This is a genomic window from Mesorhizobium loti (genome assembly GCF_003148495.1).
GTDB lineage: Bacteria > Pseudomonadota > Alphaproteobacteria > Rhizobiales > Rhizobiaceae > Mesorhizobium > Mesorhizobium loti.
The window spans coordinates 481,450-507,062 of sequence record NZ_QGGH01000001.1; the positions used below are offsets into that span (position 1 = coordinate 481,450).

24 protein-coding genes and 4 pseudogenes are annotated in these 25,613 nt (G+C 58.7%); 23 read left to right on the plus strand and 5 right to left on the minus strand.

What is annotated here, in order from left to right; all coding sequences use genetic code 11:
* Positions 1-6 precede the first annotated feature (6 nt).
* The 17 genes and pseudogenes from C8D77_RS02550 to C8D77_RS02630 all read left to right on the plus strand — a co-directional run bounded on the left by C8D77_RS02550 (position 7) and on the right by C8D77_RS02630 (position 14,083).
* Positions 7-483 (plus strand): hydrogenase maturation protease, encoded by a 477-nt coding sequence (locus C8D77_RS02550; RefSeq protein WP_109659024.1) that lies wholly within the window; start codon positions 7-9, stop codon positions 481-483.
* Positions 480-800: a hypothetical protein gene (locus C8D77_RS02555; RefSeq protein ID WP_109659026.1), complete on the plus strand. Its 321-nt coding sequence runs from the start codon at positions 480-482 to the stop codon at positions 798-800. The genes C8D77_RS02550 and C8D77_RS02555 overlap by 4 nt, the downstream gene beginning before the upstream one ends.
* A gap of 84 nt (positions 801-884) precedes the next feature.
* A complete protein-coding gene (locus C8D77_RS02560; protein ID WP_245951622.1) occupies positions 885-1,922 on the plus strand; it encodes a hypothetical protein in 1,038 nt (345 codons plus the stop codon).
* A gap of 23 nt (positions 1,923-1,945) precedes the next feature.
* Positions 1,946-2,158 (plus strand): hypothetical protein, encoded by a 213-nt coding sequence (locus C8D77_RS02565; RefSeq protein WP_109659028.1) that lies wholly within the window; start codon positions 1,946-1,948, stop codon positions 2,156-2,158.
* Between the two features lie 9 nt (positions 2,159-2,167).
* On the plus strand, positions 2,168-2,392 hold the full coding sequence (locus C8D77_RS02570) for a hypothetical protein (RefSeq protein ID WP_109659030.1): 225 nt from the start codon (positions 2,168-2,170) through the stop codon (positions 2,390-2,392).
* Between the two features lies 1 nt (position 2,393).
* On the plus strand, positions 2,394-3,266 hold the full coding sequence (locus C8D77_RS02575; RefSeq protein ID WP_109659032.1) for a NifU family protein: 873 nt from the start codon (positions 2,394-2,396) through the stop codon (positions 3,264-3,266).
* A complete protein-coding gene (locus C8D77_RS02580; RefSeq protein WP_109659034.1) occupies positions 3,263-4,453 on the plus strand; it encodes an NHL repeat-containing protein in 1,191 nt (396 codons plus the stop codon). The genes C8D77_RS02575 and C8D77_RS02580 overlap by 4 nt, the downstream gene beginning before the upstream one ends.
* Positions 4,450-6,873 carry a carbamoyltransferase HypF gene (gene hypF / locus C8D77_RS02585; protein ID WP_109659036.1) on the plus strand — a complete coding sequence of 808 codons (2,424 nt, stop codon included), beginning with the start codon at positions 4,450-4,452 and terminating at the stop codon, positions 6,871-6,873. Before C8D77_RS02580 ends, hypF begins: the two co-directional genes overlap by 4 nt.
* 2 nt (positions 6,874-6,875) lie before the next feature.
* Positions 6,876-7,157 carry a HypC/HybG/HupF family hydrogenase formation chaperone gene (locus tag C8D77_RS02590; protein WP_109659038.1) on the plus strand — a complete coding sequence of 94 codons (282 nt, stop codon included), beginning with the start codon at positions 6,876-6,878 and terminating at the stop codon, positions 7,155-7,157.
* 12 nt (positions 7,158-7,169) lie between these two features.
* Positions 7,170-7,862, plus strand: coding sequence for a D-sedoheptulose-7-phosphate isomerase (locus C8D77_RS02595; protein ID WP_109659040.1), 693 nt, complete (start codon positions 7,170-7,172; stop codon positions 7,860-7,862).
* Entirely contained in the window at positions 7,859-9,016 is a 1,158-nt protein-coding gene (gene hypD, locus C8D77_RS02600) for a hydrogenase formation protein HypD (RefSeq protein WP_109659042.1), read from the plus strand. The genes C8D77_RS02595 and hypD overlap by 4 nt, the downstream gene beginning before the upstream one ends.
* Complete coding sequence (hypE, locus tag C8D77_RS02605; RefSeq protein WP_109659044.1) at positions 9,013-10,080, plus strand: hydrogenase expression/formation protein HypE; 1,068 nt, start codon at positions 9,013-9,015, stop codon at positions 10,078-10,080. Before hypD ends, hypE begins: the two co-directional genes overlap by 4 nt.
* Before the next feature lie 9 nt (positions 10,081-10,089).
* A complete protein-coding gene (gene hypA / locus C8D77_RS02610) occupies positions 10,090-10,428 on the plus strand; it encodes a hydrogenase maturation nickel metallochaperone HypA (RefSeq protein WP_109659046.1) in 339 nt (112 codons plus the stop codon).
* The gene (gene hypB, locus C8D77_RS02615; protein ID WP_109659048.1) at positions 10,428-11,501 is read left to right on the plus strand and encodes a hydrogenase nickel incorporation protein HypB; all 1,074 of its coding nucleotides are present in this window, start codon (positions 10,428-10,430) and stop codon (positions 11,499-11,501) included. The genes hypA and hypB overlap by 1 nt, the downstream gene beginning before the upstream one ends.
* A 95-nt stretch (positions 11,502-11,596) precedes the next feature.
* Entirely contained in the window at positions 11,597-12,670 is a 1,074-nt protein-coding gene (locus tag C8D77_RS02620; RefSeq protein WP_170136688.1) for a HoxN/HupN/NixA family nickel/cobalt transporter, read from the plus strand.
* Between the two features lie 366 nt (positions 12,671-13,036).
* Positions 13,037-13,201: pseudogene (locus C8D77_RS02625) on the plus strand (arginase family protein); the annotation flags it as partial.
* A 100-nt stretch (positions 13,202-13,301) separates the two neighbouring features.
* Positions 13,302-14,083: pseudogene (locus tag C8D77_RS02630) on the plus strand (IS5 family transposase).
* A gap of 259 nt (positions 14,084-14,342) precedes the next feature.
* On the opposite strand, the gene C8D77_RS02635 reads toward C8D77_RS02630, so the two are convergent.
* Both C8D77_RS02635 and C8D77_RS02640 read right to left on the minus strand, forming a co-directional pair.
* Complete coding sequence (locus C8D77_RS02635; protein WP_109659052.1) at positions 14,343-15,467, minus strand: porin; 1,125 nt, start codon at positions 15,465-15,467, stop codon at positions 14,343-14,345.
* Between the two features lie 374 nt (positions 15,468-15,841).
* Positions 15,842-16,540, minus strand: coding sequence for an antitoxin Xre/MbcA/ParS-like domain-containing protein (locus C8D77_RS02640; RefSeq protein WP_109659054.1), 699 nt, complete (start codon positions 16,538-16,540; stop codon positions 15,842-15,844).
* Between the two features lie 65 nt (positions 16,541-16,605).
* Here C8D77_RS02640 and C8D77_RS02645 point away from each other — a divergent pair.
* Together C8D77_RS02645 and C8D77_RS38230 are read left to right on the plus strand one after the other, a co-directional pair.
* Positions 16,606-17,409: pseudogene (locus C8D77_RS02645) on the plus strand (IS5 family transposase).
* Positions 17,378-17,595 (plus strand): annotated as a pseudogene (locus C8D77_RS38230) (agmatinase); the annotation flags it as partial. The pseudogenes C8D77_RS02645 and C8D77_RS38230, both read left to right, overlap by 32 nt.
* A 115-nt stretch (positions 17,596-17,710) precedes the next feature.
* Here the strand turns inward: C8D77_RS38230 and C8D77_RS02655 are convergent.
* The 3 genes from C8D77_RS02655 to C8D77_RS02665 are packed head-to-tail and all read right to left on the minus strand — an operon-like array spanning position 17,711 to position 20,884.
* Complete coding sequence (locus tag C8D77_RS02655) at positions 17,711-18,553, minus strand: metallophosphoesterase (protein WP_109659056.1); 843 nt, start codon at positions 18,551-18,553, stop codon at positions 17,711-17,713.
* Positions 18,550-20,079, minus strand: coding sequence for an alkaline phosphatase family protein (locus tag C8D77_RS02660; RefSeq protein ID WP_109659058.1), 1,530 nt, complete (start codon positions 20,077-20,079; stop codon positions 18,550-18,552). Before C8D77_RS02660 ends, C8D77_RS02655 begins: the two co-directional genes overlap by 4 nt.
* Positions 20,069-20,884, minus strand: coding sequence for a DeoR/GlpR family DNA-binding transcription regulator (locus C8D77_RS02665; protein WP_109661190.1), 816 nt, complete (start codon positions 20,882-20,884; stop codon positions 20,069-20,071). The genes C8D77_RS02660 and C8D77_RS02665 overlap by 11 nt, the downstream gene beginning before the upstream one ends.
* A 598-nt stretch (positions 20,885-21,482) precedes the next feature.
* Here C8D77_RS02665 and C8D77_RS02670 point away from each other — a divergent pair.
* From C8D77_RS02670 to C8D77_RS02685, 4 genes are read left to right on the plus strand one after another with little or no spacing between them, the layout of a single operon-like run.
* A complete protein-coding gene (locus C8D77_RS02670) occupies positions 21,483-22,589 on the plus strand; it encodes an ABC transporter substrate-binding protein (RefSeq protein ID WP_109659060.1) in 1,107 nt (368 codons plus the stop codon).
* A complete protein-coding gene (locus C8D77_RS02675) occupies positions 22,573-23,523 on the plus strand; it encodes an ABC transporter permease (protein ID WP_109659062.1) in 951 nt (316 codons plus the stop codon). Before C8D77_RS02670 ends, C8D77_RS02675 begins: the two co-directional genes overlap by 17 nt.
* A complete protein-coding gene (locus tag C8D77_RS02680; RefSeq protein WP_425453705.1) occupies positions 23,523-24,314 on the plus strand; it encodes an ABC transporter permease in 792 nt (263 codons plus the stop codon). The genes C8D77_RS02675 and C8D77_RS02680 overlap by 1 nt, the downstream gene beginning before the upstream one ends.
* Positions 24,311-25,402 carry an ABC transporter ATP-binding protein gene (locus C8D77_RS02685; RefSeq protein WP_109659066.1) on the plus strand — a complete coding sequence of 364 codons (1,092 nt, stop codon included), beginning with the start codon at positions 24,311-24,313 and terminating at the stop codon, positions 25,400-25,402. The genes C8D77_RS02680 and C8D77_RS02685 overlap by 4 nt, the downstream gene beginning before the upstream one ends.
* Positions 25,403-25,613 lie beyond the last annotated feature (211 nt).

The following is a 25,613-nucleotide window of genomic DNA, read 5'->3' on the forward strand; positions in this document are numbered from 1 at the left end:
ACTTCTATGATCATCGTCATCGGCTGCGGAAATCTGAACCGGCAAGACGATGGGGTGGGCATAGAGGTCATACGCGCGTTGCGGCACCGCAACCTCGAAGGACCGGATGTCAAATTGCTGGACGCCGGTACGGACGGCATGTCGGTCATGTTTGCCGCGCGCGGTTGCACGTCCTTGATCGTGGTCGATGCGTCAAAAACCGGGGTAACGCCAGGCGCCATTCACGAGGTGCCTGGCACTGTCCTTGAACGCCCCTATGTCCCCGGTCTCAACCTTCATGATTTCCGCTGGGACGCGGCCCTTTATGCCGGACGGCAGATTTTCCGCGAGGAGTTTCCCACCGACGTGACGGTCTTTTTGATAGAGGCGGCCGAACTTGGCTTCGGCATAGGGTTGTCGCACGATGTCGCTGCATCGGCTGAGCAGGTTTCACGGCGTATCGAGGTGCTCATCGGCGCAATGTTGGCCAACGTGCCCGCATGAACGCACCCCCCGCCAGTGTCCAGATCAGGCGCGGCGGGCTCTATCTGTCTTCGGCAACATGCGACCGATATTTCGCCGGCCTGGAGAGCGTCATTCTGCTGCGGCGCGACGACGACCTGGTGATCCTGCCGGTTCGTCACGCCGCATCTGGCGGCTATCTGCTGAAGCATCGCAACGGTGCAGGGGACCGCGTGGTCTTTGCGCCGGATTTCTTCCGGGAGCATGGGATTGATGATGAAACGGTGCGCGAATTTTTCGCGCAGTGGGACTCGGAGCAGGCCGCACTCGTAGCCAAAAATATGTTTTGTGTAAACTAGGTTACCAGTTGGTAATTTAAGTAGACAGCTTTGGAAAACTAGGCTAGCTTTTTGCCAAGATAATAAGCTGCGCCAAAAGCAGCCGTGGAGGAAGCCCAGTTGCAGAGCACTCGCGCCGAAGATGAGGTGCGCGCAGCAATTGCTGCGGCAGAAGACGAATCGGCGAGCCCCGCCGAGCGGGCCGAGATGCTCATGGAAATCGCCATGGGACTCCAGCAGCGCCCCAAGAGCGCTGAGCAGATCCTGGCAGCAGTCGACCTCTACGATCGCGCGCTCAGTGTCTGCCCGCAGGATGAACGCCTGCTCGCGGCCCGTATCTTTGCCCGCAAGGGCACGGCTCTTTTGATCCTTCCCGACGAAGGAACGGCAGCGTTGCAACAAGCGCGCGCCGCCTTCGAGGCCGCCATGCCATCCCTGGTCGATTTCGGTCGGCCAGAAGAACTGGCAGAGGCGGAAATGAACCTTGGTCTGGCGATCCAGAATCTGGCCGGCCAGCACAAGGCCCGCATCACCGACGCGATTTCGGCCTATCAGCGGGCGCTGCGCACGTTCGACAAGGCACACTTCCCAAAGGAATTCGCCATCCTGCAGAACAATCTGGCGACGGCGTTTCTCTCCATTCCGTTCACCGATGCCAGATCCAAGATGCGGGAGGCGCTGGCCGTGCAAGCCTTCGAAGAAGGGTTGAAGATCGTCAATCTGATCGATCATCCCACCGAATACGCTATGTTGCAGAACAACCTCGGCAATGCCCTGCAATACGCGTCCTCAAGCCATACGCTGGAGAACAACCTGCGCGCGCTCGACGCCTATGACGAAGCTCTGAAGGTTCGTCTGCGGGCCACCATGCCGCTCGAATATGCCAACACGGTCGCCAACAAGGCGAATTGCCTGTGGAATCTTCCCGACGACCCGGAACGGCCGGAGAACGGCAACCGCGCCAATGTGCGCGCGGCTCGGGAGTATTATCGCGAGAGCCGGGAGATTTTCAGCGCCAGCGGGCAGGCCGAGAAGGCCCGCACCGTTGCCGAGGCCCTCGAGCAGATCGAACGTGAACTGCTCTCGGCAGCCCCTGGCGATAGCGATCAACAAGGTGGCGGGGAACACCGACATCTCAACTGAACCGAACTCAAGGAGACTATGACGTGGCAGGAGTTGAACTGACGGCAGCTGGCGCGCTGGTTGCGCTCATCATCGGACTGGTCTGCTCCGGCATCGGCGGAGCGATCGGCGGTATCGCGATTGGCGGAAAATCATTGGGCAACGAACTTGCCGCCATGATGGGCAGTTTTTACGGACCGATCGCTGGCGTGCCGGGACTGGTCGCCGGACTGATAATTCTGGCGCTGATCGGCTGAGGGGCAATCATGTTGGAAATGGCAAAAAGCTCGATCACGCTCTTCTTTCGGGGAAAGCTCTTCTCCGAACCCGGCAAAGTCTATCGCCAGACAGCGATAGGCGCGACTATCACCGCCCTGCTTGTCATTGCCCTTGCCAAGGCCGGCCTGCCGTTGGCGGCCGCAGCGGCACTTGCCTGCCTCATTGGCGGTGGACTGCAGCCGTACCTGTTCAAGAACCTCAAGTACCGTTGATATGAACGCCATCGATCAGATCCCGACCAAACGCGAGGATCTCGCCGGTCTTGCCGGCGACATCGAGCGTGTCGAGGCGATCTTTTCGAGCTGGGACGAGACGCAGCGCAACGCGGTCGAGGCCTACCGTCGCGCCATAGAGGACCTGCATGGGGAGGCGTTGCGACGCCTGGTGCGGGCGTTGAAAGATGAACCGGCCGCGCTCACGGCGATGAAGCAGGCGGTTACCGACGAGGTCGTCTATGCGGTGCTGCGCCGTCACAACATCCTCAAGCCCAGCCTCAGTGAGCGGGTAGAGGCGGCGCTGGACGGCGTGCGCCCGATGCTTGCCTCGCATGGCGGCAATGTCGAGTTGGTCAACGTCAGGCCGCCGGCGATCGAGGTGCGGTTCGTCGGCGCATGCGACGGCTGTCCGGCCTCCGCTCTCACTTTCCATGCAGGCGTAAAGAAAGCAGTCGAGGAAGCCTGTCCCGAGATCACCGATATCGTTCAGATCAAGGGCATGAGCAACGCTGCCGACAATGATAGTGTCCGCTTCGTCAGTCCGTTCGCGCTCGGCGCCGTCGGCGGCTGGCATTTGGTGTGCCGCCTCGATGAGATCCCGCAGGGCGGCATCAGTGCCGTCGTGGTCGGTGGGCAAAATGTGATCCTGTCGCGTCAGGAGGGGGTCGTTTCCTGCTTCCAGAATGCCTGTGCGCACCTTGGCATGGAGCTCGACGGCGGTAGCATCGATGAAGGCATCATCACCTGTCCATATCATGGCTTCCGGTATGATCTTTCCAGCGGCGAGTGCCTGACCGCGCCCGAAGTGGCACTTCAGTCGCATGCCGTGCGCGTCATCGGCAATCGGGTCGAGGTGAGGCTGTCGTCATGATGCGCATCTCCCTGGCGCCCGATTACCGCCGTCCTCTCCCGGGCAGCGTCACACAACAGCTGCTCGATCCGCGCGGTGCGCGAACTGTTCTCGGTGACCAGATCGCTGCCAACGGAGTTCCAGATCCCATCAGGCCTCAACCGAATTCGCTGTTTGGGCCGCGTGGCGTCTGCTTCGCACCGCACGGTGGACCGTTCTTCGTTGCCGATACCGGCCATCATCGCCTGATGATCTGGAACAAGGTGCCGCAAGCAGACAATGCCGACGCGGACCTGCTGATCGGCCAGCCTGATTTTTACTCCGAAGGTCGCAACGCGCATGGGCCGGTTGGTCCCGCCACGTTGAACATGCCGACGGGACTGTCGAGCGATGGCAAGGTGCTCGCCATTGCCGACGCATGGAACCACCGTGTGCTGATCTGGCGCACACTGCCCGAGCATTCGAACCAGCCGGCGGACCTGGTGCTCGGGCAGGCGGATTTTTCCAGCGGCGCCGCCAACCGTGGCGCGGCAACTGCCGCGGCCGATACGCTGAACTGGTGCTATGGGGTCACAATCGCCGATGGCAGGGTGTTTGTTGCCGACACCGGAAACCGTCGGGTGCTGGTCTGGAACTCCATGCCGCGGCGTAACGGCCAGCCTGCCGATCTGGTGCTCGGCCAGGTTGATGCAACCACCCGCGATGACAATGCCTCCGGGGTTGGCGGCGCTGTCGGCATGCGCTGGCCGCATAGCGTGGCTGTCGAAAACAACAAGATTCTGGTGGCGGACGCCGGCAACAACCGCATCATGGTCTGGAATTCCATGCCCAATGCCGATGGCGCGCCCTGCAGCTTCGTGCTGGGTCAATCCGGCTTCGACGGCAATGACCACAACAGGGCCTCCTATCATCCAAACAATCGTGCACTCAACATGCCCTATGGCATGGCCGTACACGACGGCACCCTCGTGTGCGCCGACACCGCCAATTCCCGGTTGATCGGCTACCCGCTCGACGATCTCCGCATGGATGCTGCTGCTTGCGGTCTCGCCGCCCAGTCCGGATTTGCCGACAAGGGCGACAATCGCTGGCGCTTTGCCACCCGCGACAGCGTCTGCTGGCCGTTCGCATTGGCCGCGTCGGGGAAAACGTTGGCGATCGCCGATACGGGCAACAATCGCGTCCTGTTGTGGGAGGCGGTGTCATGAACACGCCGCTGCGGATGGCCGACGCGACGCGCAGTGTCGAGATAAGGGTCCGCGGCCGTGTGCAAGGTGTTGGTTTCCGGCCGACGGTGTGGCGGATCGCCAGCCGGCTGGGCCTCGACGGCGACGTGCTCAACGACAGCCAGGGCGTGTTGATCCGCGTGCGTGGCGTCTCGTCGACCATTGCAGCACTTGTCGAGGAGTTGCGGGCGTCGCCGCCGCCGCTGGCCGAAATCACGGCCATCGAGACCCGCCCTTGTGAGGGCGACTTGGCGTCCGGCTTCGTCATCGTCGACAGCGAGGCGGGTGTTCATGCCCGCACCGAAATATCGCCCGATGCCGCCATGTGTAGCGTCTGCGCGGCCGAAGTGCTCGATCCGTTCCTGCGGCGTTTCCGCTATCCCTTCACCAACTGCACCCATTGCGGGCCACGGCTGAGCATCGTTCGCGGCGTTCCTTACGACCGCGCCACCACGACCATGGCGCCGTTTCCGCTGTGCCAGGCCTGTGGCGCCGAATATCGTGATCCTGGCGACCGCCGCTTTCATGCCGAGGCGACGGCCTGCCATGTCTGCGGACCGACAGCAAGATTGATCCGCTTCGATGGCCGCGCCTTCTCCTTCGAGCAGCATTCAATGCTCGATGATGTGGACGCGGCATTGAGCCTGATCCAGAAAGGCGAGATCGTCGCCATCAAGGCACTTGGCGGCTATCAGCTTGCTTGCGATGCCACCCGGCCGGAGGCGGTGGCTTTGCTGCGTCAACGCAAGCGCCGCGACGCAAAACCCTTCGCGCTGATGGCGCGTGACCTCGATGTTGTTCGCCGCCACGCAACGGTCAGTGACGCGGAAGCGGCAGCCCTTGCAAGCCGCGAGGCGCCAATTGTCCTGCTTGCCGCCACCGGACCCGAAAAACTGCCCGCCGAGATCGCGCCCGGTCTGCAGACCCTGGGCTTCATGCTGCCTTCAACCCCTTTGCATCTGCTCTTGCTCAGGCGCATGGGCCGGCCGGTGGTCATGACCAGCGGCAACCTGTCCGATGAACCGCAGCTTGTCGATGACGCGGAGGCGGCAGCAAAACTGTCCTCGATCGCACCATACGCTTTGACCCACAATCGCGATATCGCCAACCGCATCGACGATTCCGTTGTGCGCCACATGGGCGCAAAACTGCGCGTGCTGCGCCGCGCGCGCGGCTATGCGCCGGCTTCGATCGAGCTTCCGCCAGGCTTCGAGGCGGCGCCAGAAATCCTGGCTTACGGTGCTGAACTGAAAGCGACCTTCTGTCTGATCAAGGACGCCCGGGCTGTGCTGTCGCAGCACCAGGGCGATCTCGAAGACGCACTGACCTACGACGACTATCGCAAGAACCTCGTCCTTTATCGCGATCTTTTCGATCATCGCCCGGTGGCCTTGGCCGCGGACCTGCATCCTGAATATCTGTCAGCGAAACTGGCGCGCGCCACCGCCAGGTCTGACAACCTGCCGCTTGTGGAGGTTCAGCATCATCATGCGCATGCCGCTGCCTGCCTCGCTGAAAACGGACGGTCATTGAACGCCGATCCTGTCCTGGCCATCGTGCTCGACGGGCTCGGCTACGGATCGGACGGTGCGATCTGGGGCGGCGAGTTCCTGCTCGCGGACTATCGCCGCTTCGAACGGCTTGGCACGTTCAAGCCGGTCGCCATGCCAGGGGGCGCTCAAGCCATACGCGAGCCGTGGCGCAACCTCCATGCCCATGTTTTGTCCGAGATGGGATGGCCGGCCTTCGCCATGAATTTTGGCGAACTGGACCTGTTTGCCGCGCTCACCGCCAAGCCGTTGGCGAGCGTCGAGGCCATGATCAAGGCGTCCCTCAATTCGCCCAACGCGTCATCTTGCGGTCGCCTGTTCGACGCAGTCGCTGCGGCTCTCGGAATCTGTTTCGACCGTCAGGCCTATGAGGGCGAGGCGGCCGCGCGGCTGGAGGCGATGGTCTCGGCCCGCTCGCTTGAAGAGGAGGGCGATGCTCTCGCCTATCCGTTACCGATCCCCAACCTGAAAGGTTCAGGCTTGCCATACATTGAACCGCTGGGCATGTGGAACGCTGTCTTTGGCGACCTGATCCTGAAAACGCCGGCGCCCCTCATCGCGGCGCGCTTCCACAAGGGTCTGGCGAAATCCATCGCCGCCATGGCTTTGAAGCTGGCGCGTCGCGACGAAGACGGCGCCCTGCCGCGTTTCGACACGGTGGTCCTGTCGGGCGGCTGCTTCCAGAACAAGGTGCTGTTCGAGCAGGTCCTCGGCCGGCTTGAGGACCTCGATTTCAACGTCCTGACGCATTCCCGCGTGCCTTCCAATGATGGCGGCGTCGCGTTCGGCCAGGCCGTGATCGCGGCAGCCCATCTCATCGACGCCGGCGGTGTCCGACAGAAAGCGAGCTGACAATGTGCCTTGGCATTCCTGGAAAGATCCTCAAGATCGACGATCATGAAAAGAAGCTGGCGACCGTCGATGTCAGCGGCGTCAGGCGACAAATCAACATCGCCTGCATTGTCAACGAACACCATTCGGTCGACGACTGCGTCGGCGACTGGGTGCTGATCCATGTCGGTTTCGCCATGAGCCGCATCGACGAGCGTGAAGCAGCCGAAACCTTAAAAATCCTCACCGAACTCGGCGAAGCGCAAGCCGAGATGGAGTCCATGCGGCTGTCGGCGGTCCATTAGGAGGACGTGAAAATGTCCAGCGAAAGCGAACTGAAAGGGCTCTATCCATTCCTGCACGGCAAGGCGCAGAATCCGGAAAAGATGAATGCGGCGCTGCTGCATTCCGTTGCCGAAAAGGCCCGCGACACACGCGAAACCAATGAGCGCTTCTTTGGAGATCAGGCCGGCATCCTCGTCGCCGCCGCGCATGCGCTGGCGGATGTCTACCGCAACAACGGTCAGCTGTTCTCCATGGGCAATGGCGGCTCGAGCTGCGATGCGTCCCATGTCGCGGTCGAGTTCGTCCATCCCGTGACCGCCGGCCGGCCGGCGCTCGCCGCCACCAATCTCGTTGCCGATCTGGCGATGATTTCAGCCGTCGGCAACGATCTCGGCTTCGACCATGTCTTCGTGCGCCAACTGCTGGCGCACGGCCGCAAGGGCGATGCGCTGATCGGCATCTCGACCAGTGGCAATTCGCAAAACCTGGTCGCGGCCTTCGCCAAGGCCAAGGAGATGGGCGTCCATACCATCGGGCTCGCCGGCGGCGACGGGGGGCGCATGAAATCGTCAGGCACCGTCGAGCATTTGCTCGTCGTGCCGTCGACCTCGATCCACCGCATCCAGGAATGCCATGTCGCCGCTTACCACATCCTGTGGGACCTCGTGCACACGCTGCTCGCCGACGAACGCGGCTCCGCCGCCGCAAAAGGAAGCGCCCAATGAAATACACCGACGAATTCCGCGACGCGGAAAAGGCGAAAGTCTTGATCAAGGAAATCGACAAGCTTGTCGCCACCATCGAGATCGCAAAAACGCGCCCGATCAACATCATGGAGGTCTGCGGCGGCCACACCCATTCGATCTTCCGCTACGGGCTGGAAGGCATGCTGCCTGACGCCATCGAACTCGTGCACGGGCCGGGTTGTCCGGTCTGCGTGCTGCCGATGGGCAGGGTCGACGATTGCGTGTCGATCGCCGAGCGGCCGGAAGTGATCTTTACCACCTTCGGTGACGCCATGCGTGTGCCCGGCTCAAAGAAGAGCCTGCAGCAGGCAAAGGCCGATGGCGCCGATGTGCGCATGGTCTATTCGCCGATGGACGCGCTGTCGCTGGCGCGCAAGAACCCGGATCGAGAGGTGGTGTTCTTCGGCCTCGGCTTCGAAACCACAATGCCGTCCACGGCACTGACGGTGCTGCAGGCCGAAGCCGACGGCATCGAAAACTTCTCGGTGTTTTGCAACCACATCACCATCGTGCCGACGATCAAGGCGATCCTCGACAGCCCGGATCTGCATCTCGACGGCTTCCTGGGACCAGGCCATGTCTCTATGGTCATCGGGACCGCCCCTTACGAATTCATCGCCGACTTCTACAAGCGGCCCATGGTCGTCGCCGGCTTCGAACCCCTCGATGTCCTGCAATCGATCTGGATGGTGCTGAAGCAGATCAAGGATGGCCGCGCCGAGATCGAAAACCAGTATGCCCGCATCGTTCCTGAGGCGGGAAACAACGCCGCTCTCACTGCCGTGGGCAAGGTCTACGAACTGCGTGAATTCTTCGAATGGCGGGGGCTCGGCTCCATCGACCATTCCGGCGTCAAGGTGCGCGATGACTATGCCCGCTTTGATGCCGAGCGCAAGTTCGCCATCCCCGGCGTCAAGATAGCCGACCCCAAATCCTGCCAGTGCGGCGAGGTCCTGAAGGGCGTCATCAAGCCGTGGCAGTGCAAAGTGTTCGGCACCGCCTGCACCCCGGAGATGCCGCTCGGTGCCCTAATGGTTTCATCCGAGGGCGCTTGCGCTGCCTATTACCAGTATGGCGGCGTCAAGAAGCATACCACGGTCCGGTCCGGTAGCCAGCCGGTGAGCGTGTCATGAACATGCGGCCACCCCCACCCAAACGCGTGCTGGGACGGGTTTTCATCCCCACCGTGACGCTTGCCCATGGCGGCGGCGGCAAGGCGATGAAGGACCTGATCGACGATGTCTTCATCAGCGCCTTCGCCGATGGCGCACCTGAAGTGCTGGAAGACCAGGCGCGCTTCGATCTCGCAATGCTGGCAACGCATGGCGACCGGCTTGCCTTCACCACCGATTCCTTCGTTGTCGACCCGCTGTTCTTTCCCGGCGGGGATATCGGCAAGCTTGCTGTCTACGGCACTGTCAACGACCTGGCGGTCGGCGGTGCCAAGCCGCTCTATCTGTCCTGCGCCGTCGTCATCGAGGAAGGCATGAAGGTCGAGGTGCTGCGCCGGATCGCGCTCTCGATGGCGCAAGCGGCACGCGAAGCCGGCGTCACCATCGTGACGGGCGACACCAAGGTCGTTCAGCGCGGCGCATGCGACAAGATGTTTATAACGACCACCGGAATTGGGGTGATCCGGCCCGGACTTGAACTCGGCATCGACCATGTCAGGCCGGGTGACGCTATCCTGGTTAACGGCCTGTTGGGTGATCATGGCGCGGCGATCCTGTGCGCGCGCGGCGACATGGCGCTGGAAGCCTCGATCGAGAGCGATTGTGCGGCTCTGCATGAACTGATCGAGTTGCTGCTCGCCGCCGCGCCCGGCACGCGCTGTATCCGTGACGCAACACGCGGCGGCATCGCTACGGTGCTCAACGAGATCGCCGACGCCTCCGCGGTGTCGATCGAAATCGACGAGGCAGCGACGCCGCTGCGCGATGAAGTGCGCGGCTTTTGCGAGATACTCGGTCTCGACCCGCTTTATCTGGCCAACGAAGGCAAGATCGTCATTGCGGTGCCGGCCGAAGAAAGTGAGGCCGCGCTTGCCGCATTGTGCGCGCATCCGCACGGCCAGGGCTCTGCAATCATCGGCCATGCCGGCCTCGGCGAGCCGGGGCGCGTGACCATGCAGACCTTGTTTGGCGGCCGGCGCATCGTCGACATGCTGGTCGGCGAACAATTACCGCGGATTTGTTGAGGAAGGCCCGTGCACGAACTCGGCATCACGCGCAACATCGTCTCCATCGTCGAGGAAGCGGCGAAGGGCCGCCGCGTCAGGCGCGTGACACTTGATGTGGGTCAGCTTTCCGGGATCATGCCCGACGCCATCCTGTTTTGCTTCGACATTGTCGCCAAGGGCACATTGCTCGATGGCGCCCGGCTGGACATCCACAAGATTGCCGGGCGTGCAAGCTGCCGGACTTGCAGCGCAACGTTCGAGACGGCAACCCTTTATCAGGCCTGCGCCTGCGGCTCCCATGCCATCGACCGGTTGGCCGGCGAGGAACTGAAGATCCGGGAAATGGAAATCGAGGAGGCTGCCTGATGTGCGGAACCTGTGGCTGCGGCTCCAAGGCCGAAACCCGAATTCTCAACCTGCAAACCGGCAAGGAAACGGCTCTCAGCGACGGGCACGGTCATAGCCATGCGCATAAGGGCGACTTGGCGCATCGGCACGGCCACGATCATGACCACAGCCACGCCCATCCGCACGACCATGGCGACGGACATAGCCACGATCACCAGCATCCGCACAGTCATGGCCACGACCACACTCATGGCCACGAGCACGGGCACGACCACGCGTTCGAGCAGGCGCGCGAGCATCGCCACCATCACGATCATCCCCATGACGACGCGGAGTTGCATGGTCACGACCATTCGCATGAGCATGATCACCACGGTCATGATCATGCTGACGGCCATCATCACCATGGTCACGAGCATCGCCACCGCCAAACCGCGGTGGTCGAACTCGAAATGCAAATCCTGGCCAAGAACGACGCACTCGCGGCCAGCAATCGCGGCTGGTTCGCCGGTCGCGAGATACTGGCGCTGAACCTTGTTTCTTCGCCAGGCTCCGGCAAGACGACGCTGCTTGAGCGCACCATCCGCGATCTCAAGGACCAGATGCTGATCTCGGTCATCGAGGGTGACCAGGCGACCGCCAATGACGGCGAGCGCATCCGCGCCGCGGGGGCTGCCGCCATCCAGGTCAACACCGGCGCCGGCTGCCATCTTGAAGCCGACATGCTGGCCAAGGGGCTGGCCGAGCTGAAGCCGGCCTTCGGTTCCGTGGTCATGATCGAAAATGTCGGCAATCTTGTCTGCCCGGCGATGTTTGACCTGGGCGAACACGCCAAGGTGGTCATACTCTCGGTCACCGAGGGCGATGACAAGCCGCTGAAGTATCCGCACATGTTCCGTGCTGCCAAGGTCATGATCATCAACAAGATCGATCTTTTGGCGCATGTCGATTTCGACGTCGACACCGCCATCGCCAACGCGCGGCGGATCAATCCCGAGATTGCCACGCTTAGCGTGTCGGCAAAGACGGGGGAGGGGCTCGGGGGTTGGTATGAATGGCTTCACAACGAAGCGGCGCAGGTAGGGCTCTAGGCCTGGATGCGCTAGATCGTCCCAGAATTTGCCGCGCCATACACGGACCGGGGAGGAGAGAAATGACGCAAGGAGCCGCGCTCACGGCGCCAGCGATGCACCAGGAACCGGTTAAACGACGTCTGCCCAATCCCTTCGACGACCAGCCGGTGCGTGTGAGAACCAAGGCGGTGATGATCTACGTCTTGCTGATCGCCGCCAACATCGCTGCGTGGATGTGGGCCTGGGTCGCTTTTTCCGACCGGCCGGCCCTGCTCGGCACCGCTTTGCTCGCCTATATGTTCGGTCTCAGGCACGCATTCGACGCTGACCATATCGCAGCCATCGACAACGTCGTGCGCAAGCTGATGCAGGAGGGCAAGGCCCCTTACGCGACCGGCTTCTTCTTTTCGCTCGGCCACTCAAGCATCGTCGTCCTGGCCTCGATTGCCATCGCTGCGTCCGCCACGATGATGCAAGGCAGACTGGATGAGTTTCACAATCTGGGCGGGTTGATCGGGACCAGCATCTCGGCCCTGTTCCTGCTGGTGGTCGGCATCGCGAACCTGTTCATCCTCAAGGGCATATGGGCGGCTTTCATCCGGGCGCGCCGTGGCGAGAAGATCGTCGACGAGGATCTCGACGCCCTGCTTGCCGGGCGTGGCTTGATCGCCCGCATTTTCCGCCCGCTATTCGGCATCGTTTCTCGCTCCTGGCACATGTATCCGATCGGCTTCCTCTTCGGTCTCGGCTTCGACACCGCGACGGAAATCGGCCTGCTAGGCATCTCCGCAACCCAGGCAACGCAGGGCATTTCATTCTGGTCTATTCTGATTTTTCCAGCGCTTTTCACCGCCGGGATGTCCATCATGGACACAACGGACAGCGTATTGATGACTGGCGCCTACAGCTGGGCGTTCGTCAATCCGATGCGAAAGCTCTGGTATAATCTCACCATCACAATTGCCTCAGCGGTGATCGCGATCTTCATAGGCGGCATTGAGGCGCTCGGGATCCTCGCCGACAAGCTTGGTCTGCAAGGCGGGCTTTGGGGCGCGGTTGAAGGGATCAATGAGAATTTTGCCACTTTCGGCTATGCGATTGTCGGTATCTTCGTGGTGAGTTGGGTGGTCTCTGTGATCGTCTACCGAGCGAAAGGCTACGGAAGATTGAGGCTGGAGAACACCTAGGCTCCGATGTGCTGGATCTCGACCTAGTAACGCGAGATGCTCTGGTTGAAAGACGTCTGGCGCTTGATAATGAGAAATCGGCTGGGTGGAATGGCACATTCGCTTGGTACCTGAGAAACCTTTGAATTCACGGCCAAGGCGGCTCAAGTGGCCGGAAATTGCACCCTGGTAGACCCGGCAAGTTCCTCATCAAACCATGCGTTCACTCCTGCGTCCGGAATTTGATCGGAACCCCGTCCGGTTCAAACTCGGAATCCGCACTGTGGACGCGATCAATGTCCGTCCCCGATCGCAGGCGCGCCTTCAACGTATTCCTGCTCCAACACCGGAGCCAGCGCTGCAACCAGCCCGGCAGAAAGTCCGACCGCTGGTGTTCTTCCTCTCTCAGTGTGCGGCGATCATTCGATAACTTACCCGATCCTGAAAGCCGTCGGAAAGAAGGCTCCTGTCGGATTGATTCATATAGACGCCCACTGCGACACCGGCGGTACGTTCGACCTTACCAAGTTCCATCACGGCGGCCCTTTTCAGAGGCCGTTTGGAAAATCGGAAAATTGGGATTTCGGCGGAGGCGGGTTTGTGGTTCATCTTGGGGATGTGGACCAAACAGAGCCGTGGCCGGATGGCCTAGATCGCCAAGAAGACCCAGCGCTACCCGTCCGATCTGACGGACGAAGAGTGGGAACAGATCGCTGCGCTGATGGCTAAGCCTGGGCGTCGCGGCCGCCCGCGCGAGGTTGTGAGGTAATTAACGCGGTGCGCTACCTCGTGCGCTCGGGTTGCGGCTGGCGGATGCTGCCGATCCATTTCGGCGCCTGGCAGACGGTCTACGGCTGGTTTCGCGAGTTGGCGCGGCGCTTTCTGTTCCAGACCATTCACGACGTGGCGCTGATGCTGGACCGCCAGCGGGCCGGGCGCGAGGCCAGCCCCACGGCTGGCGTGATCGACAGCCAGTAGGTCAAGGCGCCGCAAGCTGAAAACAAGGGGTACGACGCCGGCAAGAAGATTGTCGGCCGCAAGCGCCACATCGCCGTCGATACCGACGGGCGGTTGTTGATGGTCAACCTGAGGCCGGCCGACATCTCCGACAGCGCCGGCGCACAGGCGATTCTGGATGGTATCCGCAAGCGCTGGCCCTGGGTGAAGCATCTGTTCGCCGACGGCGCCTACGACCGGCTCACGTTCACGGACAAGGCCGCCTACCTCGATTTCGTGGTCGAGATCATCCGTCGCTCCGACGACCAGAAGGGCTTCCAGGTTCTGCCCCGCCGCTGGGTCGTCGAGCGGACCTTCGGCTGGATGACAAGATGGCGCCGCCTAGTGCGCGACTACGAGCAGCGTAACGATGTCTCGCAAGCCATGATCCTCGTCGCTATGGGCGGAAATCTTATCCGCAGAACCGCTCATCTGTGAGTTTCCAAACTCTTACATCGCCTTCGACCTTCGGGTGAAATGGAGTCATTTTGTATGGCAACAATGAAGGGCGCCTTGCTCAAGGGCGCCCTTCGCATCGGCGGCACGCTTCGATCCGGGGAGTACAGACCTTAGCATTCTGGAGGAGCCGCCGATGAGCGCTGTTTGGTATTCCGCTTCGCCATCGCTGGCTGGATTAGCGAAGCCTGGTGTCCGCAACCGCAATGCTGCGGGCACCCTGGTTCAATGGTGCGATCCGCTAGAACGAGCGCTGGAAGCGGAGGATACCGCCGATGCTGTTTTCCTTGTCGGCCTTGGTCCAGTTGGTGACGGTGTCTGCGCCGACATGCAGATAGTCGACTTCGGCCGTGACCTTGAAGCCCTTGACGATTTCATAGGCAATGTTCGCAGCTACGCCGAAGTTCTTGCCTTCGTCATAGGAGAGCTGGGTGTTGAACGAAGTCTTCTCGTTGATGGTGTAGGTGCCACCACCCCAGATCGCCCAGTTGCCGCTCCACTGCTTGTAGAAGCCGCGGCCGTGCGCGTCGATAGCGTTGCCCGCGTCGTCCAAGAGGTTGTCGTCGGTGCCGTAGCCACCCATGATGAATAGTGACAGGTTGTCCATCGGCTTTACGTCCAAGCGGACCTTGCCGGCCACTTCCTCGTAGTTGCTGTCGTAGGCGACGACGCCGGTGATGGCGCCCCAGCCCTGCGTGTACTTCACGCCGCCGACGACATGCGGAACATAGCTGTCGATCGTGCCGACCGCGCCGGAGCCCTCTTCGAGCGAGGCCACGGCCGTGAAGCCATTGCCGGCGTCGAAGTAGTACTGCACGACGTTGGTGTCGAAATCGCCGTAAGGAACCAGCGTATCCTGGATGACGGCGCCGGCGTAGCCGATGAAGGTGTCGAAGGCCGATTCGTCCTTACCGACGCGCAGACCACCGAGTTGGATCCAGGCGAATTTCACCGAGACGCCCTTGTCGAAGGCGGTATTGCTGGTTGCCGTGTTGCCGAAGTTGAAGCGCATTTCGGTGTAGGTCTTTAAGGTGCCTAGCTCGGTTTCCTGGCCGGTCCAGGTCTTAAAGGTGAAGCGGGCGTTCTTCTTCCAGGTGTCCTGGATATCGCCGTCCTGGCGGTCCGTGGCGAGTGCACCATCGAACGAGCCAATGTCGCCGGCGCCGATGTCATAGCGGACATAGCCGCCTATGCGCAGGCAGGTTTCGGTGCCCGTAATATAGAAATAGCCGGCGCCGTAGACGTCGCAGATCTTGACGTATTCGGCCGGTTCCGGCTCGGCGACGACGACCGCGTCGGCCGCACGCGCGCCCGTAACTGCGATCAGAGCCGCAGCGGAGCCGAGAAGAAGGCTCTTGATGTTCATTTTGATCTCCACTCAAAAGATTAAAAAAAGGGCCAGGGTATCTTTGCTGAAAGACAGCACCCCCTCCCATTCCCCACGATCGAGAACCATGCGCACCACGCTGCTCCCTCGCAGTTTGACGCTACCGGCTGCGTTGAATTATTCAATACTTCTGGCGCTTGGCGCAGCGGTATATACAGCAACTGTTGCAGTTATGTCGCGAAAATACAAATATATACTGCACTATTGGTACAAACTATACAAACAGATCAATCTGTACAATTGGAAATAGCTGGCAGATATACACGAATCAATGGGGGGGGGCGGTGCGCACGCGCTCGGCCGGCATCGCTGCCAGCCGACGCTGATTTGCAGCTGGGCCCGTGAGTTCGGCTTTATGTCAAGGAAAAGTCTCGTGCGGCCAAAACGACTTCTTCAGCCAGATCTTGCCTGAGCATTTCTATGGGAACGCGACCATCGAGAAGCGGCGAAGGACGGATCAGCCAGAACCAGGCCAGTCTTGGATTGGAGATCGAGGCGAGCACCTGCCGAATTCCAGGTGCTGGCCTGCCGTCGATGAACTGAGCCAACGGGAACACATGCTTGCGGGCGCCTTTTCGCAGTGCCACCACGTCGTTTTGCCGTTGCCACCAATGCAGTGTCGATCGCGGTATGCCGAAGCGTTTTTCCAGATATGTTGGCCCTGCAACCTGACCAGCCCAGTCTTGAATGCCAAGGCAATCGCTTTGCTGATCTCGCGTTTTTTGGACTGCGCTCCCATGAGCGCCCTCGGTTCGAACCGTGAGCGGAACTCCCTCACGAGCGCCGGCACTGAAATCTCGCGCTGCTTCGGCCGCGAGCCTGTGAACAAATTCGGAGGCCAGGGCGGTCAAATCGTCATGAACCGCTCGTTTGCGAGTTAGCGAAGGTAGATCGGTGCCAGCGATGTTGCCAGCGCTCATGTGGGCTGGGGTTGAAGTGTGTGCCTCTATGACCTCGTCTAATTGAGCCAGGACGCGCCGGACCTCTTTTGCAACCAAGCTAGAGAGCTTGTCCTGGCGAGGTTCTTTTTCAAAATCAAATGATTTTGCCATGTGTGGTCCCCTGCCGCGTAAGAGTCCCGCGTCCTGCGCGATCGATTTGTGATTATTGGCTATGTATGTGGACACGAGCGACCCGAGGCCCGATGGCTCGGCTCGAGACGAAGCGTTGTCCGATCGATCTCACCGATGAGTAATGGGATCGGATTGCCCTGTTGCTGCAGAAGCCGGCCAGGCGAGCCGTAGGCTTAGAATCGACCTGCGCGAGGTTCTCAACGTGATCCGCCACATGACGCGTACGGGGGGCGGCCGTCAGATACCGAAGGACTTTCCGCCCTGGCAAACGGTCTACTGGTGGTCCCGACGTTTTGTACAACTGACGCTGTTTTGCATGATCTGCAACATCGCCGGGATGCTCGATCGCGAGCGGGGCGGGCGCGAAGCCAGCCCGAGCGCCGGTATTATCGAAAGCTAGACCTTCAAAGCACCTTCGCTGGACGCCGAGCGAGGCCATGATACGGCCAGGAAGATGGCCGGGCGTAAGAGCCCGGTCGACACCGATGGGCGGCTGCTGATTGTCAATCTCCCGCGGGCCAACATCTCCGACAGCCCCGGAGTGCAGATGATCCTCAAGTCTATCTGCTGGCCAGGGATCAAGCATTTTTTCGCCGACGGCGCCTACGATCGCAGGCAATTGAGGCAGTAGGCGGCGTTCCTCGACTTCGTCTTCGAAGTGGGGGCGCGGCATCGACACCGAGGCCGGTTTCAAGGTACTGCCCAGGTGTTGGGTCGTCGAGCGAACCTTCGACTGGTTCGCACGCTGGCGCAGCCTCTTGCGCGACTGCGAACAGTGCGTCGACACCTCCGAAGCCACGAAACGCGTCGCTGTGGGAAGTCTCTTGCTGCACAGGATCAGCCATTGAACGAATTCCCAAACGGACTCTTACCAAGTTCCATCACGGCGGCAGTGCTCGACGGAGTTCTCGACTCCATACGGACGATCCAGATCAGTCTCAGGAGTGGGGGCCGAGTGGCTCTGGGAGTTTTCTTACGCATCCGGAATGACCGTCATACACGAAAGAGAGGTGTCATCACTTGGCATTGGGGCAAACTGGCTATCCTTGAACATTAAACTCTCCCAAAACAATCGAAGGGTTCCTTGCCATACCTGTCGGCAACCAAAACATTGCAACAGATCCGAAACAGGTTGTTCAATCCACCGCATCAATCGGCGTGTGTTGAATGATCGCCTTTAACGCTGAGGAGGTGGCGAGTTCTATCCTCCAGAATTACGCAATTAAGAACTCCGCGGGTGTAAATTTCCGTGTCAACGTTAATTCTGTTCGGCAGGCTTTCCACGTTCTCGGCCGGGGTATGTCCATGGACCACTACTTTCCCGAAATCCTTTCTTGACTCCAAGAATTTGTACCGGATCCAAGTCAGATCATGATCAGTCTGCTGATCGAGCGGGATATCCGGATCAACACCCGCGTGGGCAAAAAAGTAGTCACCAAATTCAAAGTGGCTCTGTAAAGAACGAAAGAACGCCATATGTTCCAGTGGCACTAAGTTCAAGAATTGACGACGGACATCCTCGGCAACCAAGGGGTTCTTGATGCCTGCTTCAATCTGCGACAAGGGCACCCCATACGAACAGAGAGTCTGCAGACCTCCTTTTCGACCCCAGAGAGGAAGAACGGTACTGTCTTGTGCGAAATCGATGAGCCATTGCTCATGGTTACCTCTCAATAAAACACAGTCAAAGATTCCATTCGTCCGCAGTTCACAAAGTCTTTCGACCACGAGTTTTGAGTTCGGGCCACGATCAATATAGTCGCCAAGAAATATAATGATGGGGTTTGCGCCCGGCACCTCCGCCATATCTTCAGAGATTCTCCTCACCATGGAGTTGAGCTGAAAATCATAGCCGTGGATATCAGCGACCGCGTAGATCCGGCGAGAGGTCATCGGTGCTTGCGCTCTGATACGGAAGTGTTCCCAATCGCCACTTCTGAAATCCACCTCAAGTTGTATTCTAATGTTCTCCGCACGGACTTTGTTGGTCATTGTACCGCTCCGGCACGGGCACCTGTCGTAACGTCATTCGACATAGCCCCCTCAACGCCTCCTTCGTTCAGGTACATGCGGTCACCCAACTTGGTGACGCTGAGAACGGTTGGTTTGATGCCTCCCGACGATCGCATCTTCATACTGGTGACCTCGCTCAAGATCGACCTGTCTTCAGTGAGCTCGCTCAGGACCCTCCCGCTCATTGATGCTGGGCATGGAATACCTAATATGCTCAGGACTGTCGGAGCGATATCTGTGATCGAGCTTGGCGCATCCGCAACGAGCCCCTTCGCCTGCCCCGCTCCATAGGTGGCGAGAACGGCCGAAAGCTCGGCAGCGTGGAGACCGCCATGTGTTCCGCCACCCAGCCGCAAATCGTAGTCACCCGCATCATAGTAGGCACTACCACGGATGCCAGCTGCGCTGACGCCGAGACCGTCTGCAAGATTGACGCATAAATCTGGCGCGCGGGGTCCACCGGCACCAATGAGTTCGAGCGCCAGCGTGTTGGCCAAGATACCGTCAGGGCCCCCCGGATCAATGGCACGAGTAAATGCACCACCAAACCATTCTTGTTCACTCATGAAGCTCAAAACATCCCCGAGAAGTACGGGATCGAACCTTCGCATCCAGATTCCTGCTGCACGGCCAGGCCTCAAAAGAAGGTCAGTAGCATTATCCTCGAAAGACGAGTCTGCGGCAAAGCCGGCCTCTCGCAGTTCTTCTGCAACCGACAACAAACCACTAATAGTGATGTGCCCATGGTCTGACACGACGAAGATGCTGGTTTCGTCCCGGTCGGGTTGAAGGCTATGCCAAGAGAGAAGCTCTCCTACCACTTCGTCGCAAAGGCGCATCCTGTCATAATGTTCGGGCGAACCTAATCCGTACAAATGGGCGGCGCTGTCGACCTCTGTGAACCACAGGATAGATACGGCTGGACGATGGTGCGGCCATACTTCCCTCTGAAACAACTTGAGAGCTGTTTTCGGGCCGTCCACGGACAGACCTCCGGCTGGAATGTTTAGATTGCGATGCGCTCTCGCTGCGAAGTCATGAGGAAAGGAAGTCTGGGGATGTTTTACATTGAACCCAATTTGTCCGTACTTGTCACCTTGCCAATTCAACGCCGACAGAGCTCCAGGACCGCTGGATGTTATGACTGCGAGTTTTTTCTGTGCGTCACGCAAGATTTTCGCAAGCGATGTAGCGGTGACCAACCGCCCTTTGAGCCGATTGTCTGCAGCATACCAGTCGTGGGTAGTTTCAGTGAAAATCTGATTGGGGTCGGTGTCTCTAATGTAGAACTGATTACCGAAAATCCCGTTGGCTTCAGCGTTTGCTCCAGTGACGAGAGCAGTCAACGCGCCTCGTGTCTCGCTAGGGAAGACGGTCTTATGGTTCTTGCTCCAAGTGCCCTTTCGTCCCAATTCAGTCAGATTGGGCATCGTCCATTCATTGACCATGTCCGGTCTTAAGCCGTCGATGCCAAGAATAATGGCGGTTTTCGCTTCACAGATCATGTTGTTTAGTTCCAAAATTACTTGGGTAGATAACTTTGACGCCCGATTCATTGAAAGCGGTGACGAAGTCTTTTGGCGGAGCATGGTCCGTGACGATGGTGCCGATTTCTGATAGGGGAACGGAAACGTAAGAGCCAGAAGCGCCGAACTTGCTGTGGTCAGCAACAAAGATACGCCTTCTACTCCTCTGACAAAGTAGGCGCTTGAGATGCTGGTGGTATTTCTCGGCCTCGACCAACCCATGCACAGGGTTGATTCCGTAAGTACCCATAATGGCGGTGTCGAACACGCACTCGGAAATGGCCTCAAGCACCGCCTGGCCGCCCAAAGTGCCATCGGCGTGATTGTATTCGCCGCCGGTTAACACAACGCGATGCTTTGCTCCACCGTGGAGAGCCTCAGCAATTGCCGGCATGTTGGTCATCACGGAAATTGGAGGGCCGTCGTTAAGCGCTTTGGCAACTGAGAGCGTCGTGCTTCCATGCGTCAGGAATATCCATTCATCTTTCTCTATCAGCCTCGCCGCCAATGCTCCTATCGACGCTTTTTCGAGACTGAGGTTATTCACCCGGATGTCGATAGTAGCTGAACGCCCAGCGGGCATGGCGCCACCGTGCACACGGTAGACGAGCCCTTCCTTTTCCAACGCTGCGATATCGCGACGTATGGTCTCCATCGACACTGAGTACTGCTCTGCTAGCCCGGCAATGCTGATACTTGATCCAGCCTCGACCATTTCGGTTATTGCCTGCAGCCGACCAGCAGCAGGCAATCTGCCTATTCGTTGGCTTCCAACTTCGTTCATCCCGCGAGGCACTCCGTAGCCAGACTGGTATCTTTCGTGAGGAATAATGATATTTTGTGTATGCTGTCGTGTCAACGAGGCCAAACACCCGTTTCCCAAGAGGCTGGCCTAAGACGGCAGCTTCAAGATCGGCTTACGCCCAGAATAGGCGCCCAAATATGAAATCCGGGGAATCCATTGATGGGGATGCGGGAGTAGCCGTCTGGACTCAATCGGGGAAGTTATCCTAGGGAAGGAACCTAAAAACTCACATTGTCAAAGCCGCGCGTCCCCATAAACCTCGCATTGCATAACGCCACCTATCATTTTATCGGGGCTTCTTCCCGGCGGGGAAGGCCTTTGGAGTCTCCCGCCTCATCTCGTTTGGAATGTATAAGATATTGAAATTATTGCTATTTCGCGGGCAAGGCAGCTGACGAAAATCAGGGGGGCGGACCGAGCAAAACCCCTTGACAAATTAAAAGTCATAAAATACCAGTTATTATCTAATAATGTCACATAGATGTTACGCAAGGTCCATAATCTGGCTGTCGATAGGGCGGCCTCATATGGGTGCCTCCAAGCCTGTTTGTGGGATCAAGAACTAGGAGAGAGAATCATGCGCGTGAATACAACTGCAGGACTGCTCGCCGGCGTGGCGATAATGGCACTGGCCGTCCTTCCCGCCGCTGCATCGGCACAGGACCTCGATGCCCTCGTTGCTGCCGCCAAAGCTGAAGGTCAATTGACAGTCATTGCCGTTTCACACGACTGGTGCGGTTATGGAGCCCTCATTCAGGGCTTCGAGGACAAGTACGGCCTCGTCGTAAATGAACTGAATCCGAACGCTGGTTCGGGAGAAGAACTTGCCACGATCAAGGCCAACATCGGCAACACAGGGCCGCAGGCTCCAGACGTCATCGACATTGGCATGGTGTTTGGTCCGACTGCCATGCAGGACGAACTACTGCAGCCGTACAAGGTCAAGACTTGGAATTCGATTCCGGACGCCGTTAAGGATCCGGAGGGTCACTGGTACGGCGACTATTATGGAGTGCTGGCATTCCTTGTGAACAAGGACGTGGTCCAGAAAAGCCCTGCTGATTGGTCTGATCTCCGCGATCCGATGTACAAGAAAAGCATCTCGGTGCCGGCAGACCCGAGAACGGCGAACAACGCGATCCTGAGCATTTATGCCGCCGGATTGGCCACTGGCGCGAAAACGGGTGCCGATGCAGCCAAGGCGGGTATAGAGTTCTACCGCCAACTCAATGAAATCGGTAATCTCGTTCCGACTTTCGGTAACGCCGCTGCAATTGCCAAAGGCGAAACGCCGATTACAACACGCTGGGACTTCAACGGTGTCATTTACAACGAGAACTTCCATGGCAATCCTCTCATTGAAACAATCGTCCCCAAGGTGACCGTCGCGGGCGTTTACGCCCAGGCGATCAGCAAGTATGCGCCTCATCCCAACGCGGCGAAGCTCTGGATGGAGTACTTGTATTCCGACGAAGGGCAGATCGGATTTCTGCACGGTCTCTGCCATCCGATCCGTTTCGACCAAATGCGGAAGGCAGGCTCAATCACGGATGAGATGGTCGCTAAACTTCCTCCATCCGGGGATAAAGTCGTGTTCCCGGAGCTTCAGGATCTGATCGAAGCCGGCAAGATTGTCGCTGAAAGCTGGACAACGACCATCAATGCGAATGCCAAGAAGAACTGAGGTGTCCCTGTCGGAGAAGGAAGTCGCTGAGTTGGGAATTTCCAAACCCAGCGAGCTTCCTATCACGCAGCGAGCTTCGGCGTTACGACGATTGGATTGGTCCGCGCTGATCGGCGTCGCGCCGTTTTTCATCTTCGCTCTCGTGATGATGGTCGCGCCAACAGTTGCGCTGATCGCCAACGCGTTTGTCGATCAGCAGGGGCACCTGACGTTCGGGAATTTCGCTGACCTCAACACGCCTGAGGTCACGGGGGCGTTTGCCGAGTCTATAAGGCTCTCTGCAGCGTCAGCCGTGCTTGGTGCAGTAATTGGCCTCGGCCTTGCTCTAAACGTCGGGCGCGGTATAGGCAGCACTCAGGTCCGTTCTATCGTGATGACATTCTGTGGCGTCGCTTCGAACTTCTCCGGCGTTCCGCTCGCCTTTGCGTTCGTCGCAACACTTGGACGTCTCGGATTGGTCACCGCAGCAATCAAGGCGGCCTTTGGCATAGATATTTATGCCGCTGGCTTCGATCTGGCCAGCTTCTGGGGGCTAACAGTCACCTATCTCTTTTTCCAGATCCCGATCACGGTTACGATCATGATGCCAGCCATTGATGGCTTGCGGAGAGACTGGCGCGAAGCTGCGTCAATCCTTGGCGCCAGCTCTTGGCAGTATTGGCGACATATCGGCCTGCCGATCTTGTGGCCCAGCCTCCTTGGGACACTAGCGCTCCTTTTCGCGAACTCGTTTGGGGCAATTGCCACAGCCTATGCCCTCACCGGTTACGCGGTGAACATCGTGCCGATTCTGCTCTATGCGCAGATCCGTGGTGACGTCCTGCACAACGAGAACCTCGGTGCTGCATTGGCGCTTGGCATGATCATCGTCATGGCATTTGCCAACGCCATCTATCTCGTCCTCCGCACCCGCGCTGAACGGTGGCTCCGATGATAAAAACCATGCATCTTCTTCGCTGGATCTGTCTGTCCTTAGGTGTTGCTTTCTTCCTGATGCCATTGATCAGTACAGCAAAGTTCTCGCTTAGCCTAAGGCGCGACGGCTATAGTCTCGATGCCTACCGTTACGTCTTCGCCGATCCGGATTTCATTTCGAGTTTCAGTTATTCGGCGCTCATCGCGTTGTGCACAATCTTCGTAGGTACTGTTCTCGTCGTGCCAACCGTATATTTGGTACGCCTGCGCCTGCCATGGCTTAGGCCGGTCGTCGAGTTTATCGTGCTGCTGCCGCTGATCGTTCCGCCGATAATATTGGTATTCGGTTATGTGCGGATGTTCTCCTCTTCATCGCTGATTCCTCTTACAGGAACGTCTCGCGGGTCAGATATATTGTTGATATGTGGTTACGTGACGCTAGCGCTTCCGTATCTGTACCGAGCTGTTGATACCGGCCTCCAAGCAATCAATGCCCGCGTGCTCACTGAAGCCGCAACAATTCTTGGCGCCAGACCAATCACTATTATCACCCGCATAATTCTACCCAATATAATGGTTTCTGTGCTGTCTGGTGCGTTCCTGACTTTCGCCGTTGTAATCAGTGAGTTCGTAATGGCGAGTCTTCTCACGAGGCCTGCCTTTGGCCCCTACATCCAGAGAGTTGGGGTCGCAAAGGCCTATGAACCGGCGGCATTGGTCATTCTGTCATTCTTCATTACCTGGACCGCCATGGGACTGGTCCAAATTTTGGCGCGCTTTTCCCCTCCTGTGCGAAGAGAGAGTAAATGAATCTGGTCGCGTCCTCCGCCAAAGCAAATGCCGCTCTTCACCTTTCCGGGGTCATCAAACGGTTCGGGGGGCATGAAGTCGTTCGCAATCTAGATCTTGAAGTACGGAAAGGCGAATTCATTTCGGTTCTTGGCCCATCCGGCTGCGGAAAGACTACGGTCTTGCGTATGATTGCAGGATTTGAGTATCCGACAACTGGCCGAATTCTGATTGATGGGAGAGATGTTTCCAGGTTGCGCCCAGATCAGCGCAACCTCGGAATGGTATTCCAATCTTACGCGTTGTTTCCGAATATGTCGGCTGCCGCCAACGTCGGCTTTGGTCTCAAAATCGCGGCCATGGCAGATCGAGACATTCAAAGGCGTGTTGCTGAAATGTTAGAACTCGTCGGCTTGACAGGATTGGAGCGGCGTTTTCCGTATGAGCTTTCGGGTGGCCAGCAACAGCGCGTGGCTTTGGCACGAGCGTTGGCAAAGAAACCAGCGATGCTCTTGCTTGATGAACCGCTCTCGGCACTTGATGCAAAGATTCGTCTTTCTTTGCGTGAACAGATTCGAGAGATCCAAACTGAACTCGGCATCACCACGCTTTTTGTGACACACGACCAGGAAGAGGCATTGTCGATGTCTGACCGGGTTGCGGTCATGAACAGCGGAAGGGTTGAGCAGTTTGGCACACCACTTGAAATCTACAATCGTCCGGCCACGCGTTTCGTCGCATCATTCGTTGGAACGCTTTCTGTCCTCAAGGCAACGTTATTGGACCCTGCGAGCGGGTCGGTGGAGGTCGCAACCGCGACTCTCAAAAATCTGGAACTTCCGCAGGGTTTAGCGCGGGGTGACCATCTCTCACTGGCAGTTCGGCCAGAAGCAATACGCTTTGGCGCCCGCAAAGGAGATGCCATACTGAGAGGCAAGGTTACGGGGGTTGGCTTTTATGGCTCTGTAATTCGGGTTCGCCTGATCGTTGGCAATGAGACAATCACTATTGACACGTTTAATACGCAGCTCTCCTCCCCGCCGTCGCGCGGCCAGGACGTTGATATTTCGATAGACCCCAAGAGCATGTTTGTGATGCGAGCCGAATAATGGGATCTCTTGCAACGTTTGGTTACCGACAGCATCGCAAGGATCCCTTCGATTGTTTTGGGAGAGTTTTGATGTTCAAGGGCCCCAGTTTGGCGTCACGACACGAAAGTGCGCCAGGTCATTGGCGGCTGCTTCTTCCGCGCGCGAATACGCGCGCCGCGTGGTACGAGACGCTTTTCGGCATAGGACGACATCGCTAAATCCATCTGGA

What these genes read in the sequence shown, in the direction of transcription:
- C8D77_RS02550 (WP_109659024.1), top strand. Translation starts at nt 7, where the DNA reads ATGATCATCGTCATCGGCTGCGGAAATCTGAACCGGCAAGACGATGGG.
- C8D77_RS02555 (WP_109659026.1), top strand. Translation starts at nt 480, where the DNA reads ATGAACGCACCCCCCGCCAGTGTCCAGATCAGGCGCGGCGGGCTCTAT.
- C8D77_RS02570 (WP_109659030.1), top strand. Translation starts at nt 2,168, where the DNA reads ATGTTGGAAATGGCAAAAAGCTCGATCACGCTCTTCTTTCGGGGAAAG.
- C8D77_RS02575 (WP_109659032.1), top strand. Translation starts at nt 2,394, where the DNA reads ATGAACGCCATCGATCAGATCCCGACCAAACGCGAGGATCTCGCCGGT.
- C8D77_RS02580 (WP_109659034.1), top strand. Translation starts at nt 3,263, where the DNA reads ATGATGCGCATCTCCCTGGCGCCCGATTACCGCCGTCCTCTCCCGGGC.
- hypF (WP_109659036.1), top strand. Translation starts at nt 4,450, where the DNA reads ATGAACACGCCGCTGCGGATGGCCGACGCGACGCGCAGTGTCGAGATA.
- C8D77_RS02590 (WP_109659038.1), top strand. Translation starts at nt 6,876, where the DNA reads ATGTGCCTTGGCATTCCTGGAAAGATCCTCAAGATCGACGATCATGAA.
- C8D77_RS02595 (WP_109659040.1), top strand. Translation starts at nt 7,170, where the DNA reads ATGTCCAGCGAAAGCGAACTGAAAGGGCTCTATCCATTCCTGCACGGC.
- hypD (WP_109659042.1), top strand. Translation starts at nt 7,859, where the DNA reads ATGAAATACACCGACGAATTCCGCGACGCGGAAAAGGCGAAAGTCTTG.
- hypE (WP_109659044.1), top strand. Translation starts at nt 9,013, where the DNA reads ATGAACATGCGGCCACCCCCACCCAAACGCGTGCTGGGACGGGTTTTC.
- hypB (WP_109659048.1), top strand. Translation starts at nt 10,428, where the DNA reads ATGTGCGGAACCTGTGGCTGCGGCTCCAAGGCCGAAACCCGAATTCTC.
- C8D77_RS02620 (WP_170136688.1), top strand. Translation starts at nt 11,597, where the DNA reads ATGCACCAGGAACCGGTTAAACGACGTCTGCCCAATCCCTTCGACGAC.
- C8D77_RS02635 (WP_109659052.1), bottom strand. Translation starts at nt 15,467, where the DNA reads ATGAACATCAAGAGCCTTCTTCTCGGCTCCGCTGCGGCTCTGATCGCA.
- C8D77_RS02640 (WP_109659054.1), bottom strand. Translation starts at nt 16,540, where the DNA reads ATGGCAAAATCATTTGATTTTGAAAAAGAACCTCGCCAGGACAAGCTC.
- C8D77_RS02655 (WP_109659056.1), bottom strand. Translation starts at nt 18,553, where the DNA reads ATGACCAACAAAGTCCGTGCGGAGAACATTAGAATACAACTTGAGGTG.
- C8D77_RS02660 (WP_109659058.1), bottom strand. Translation starts at nt 20,079, where the DNA reads ATGATCTGTGAAGCGAAAACCGCCATTATTCTTGGCATCGACGGCTTA.
- C8D77_RS02665 (WP_109661190.1), bottom strand. Translation starts at nt 20,884, where the DNA reads ATGAACGAAGTTGGAAGCCAACGAATAGGCAGATTGCCTGCTGCTGGT.
- C8D77_RS02670 (WP_109659060.1), top strand. Translation starts at nt 21,483, where the DNA reads ATGCGCGTGAATACAACTGCAGGACTGCTCGCCGGCGTGGCGATAATG.
- C8D77_RS02675 (WP_109659062.1), top strand. Translation starts at nt 22,573, where the DNA reads ATGCCAAGAAGAACTGAGGTGTCCCTGTCGGAGAAGGAAGTCGCTGAG.
- C8D77_RS02685 (WP_109659066.1), top strand. Translation starts at nt 24,311, where the DNA reads ATGAATCTGGTCGCGTCCTCCGCCAAAGCAAATGCCGCTCTTCACCTT.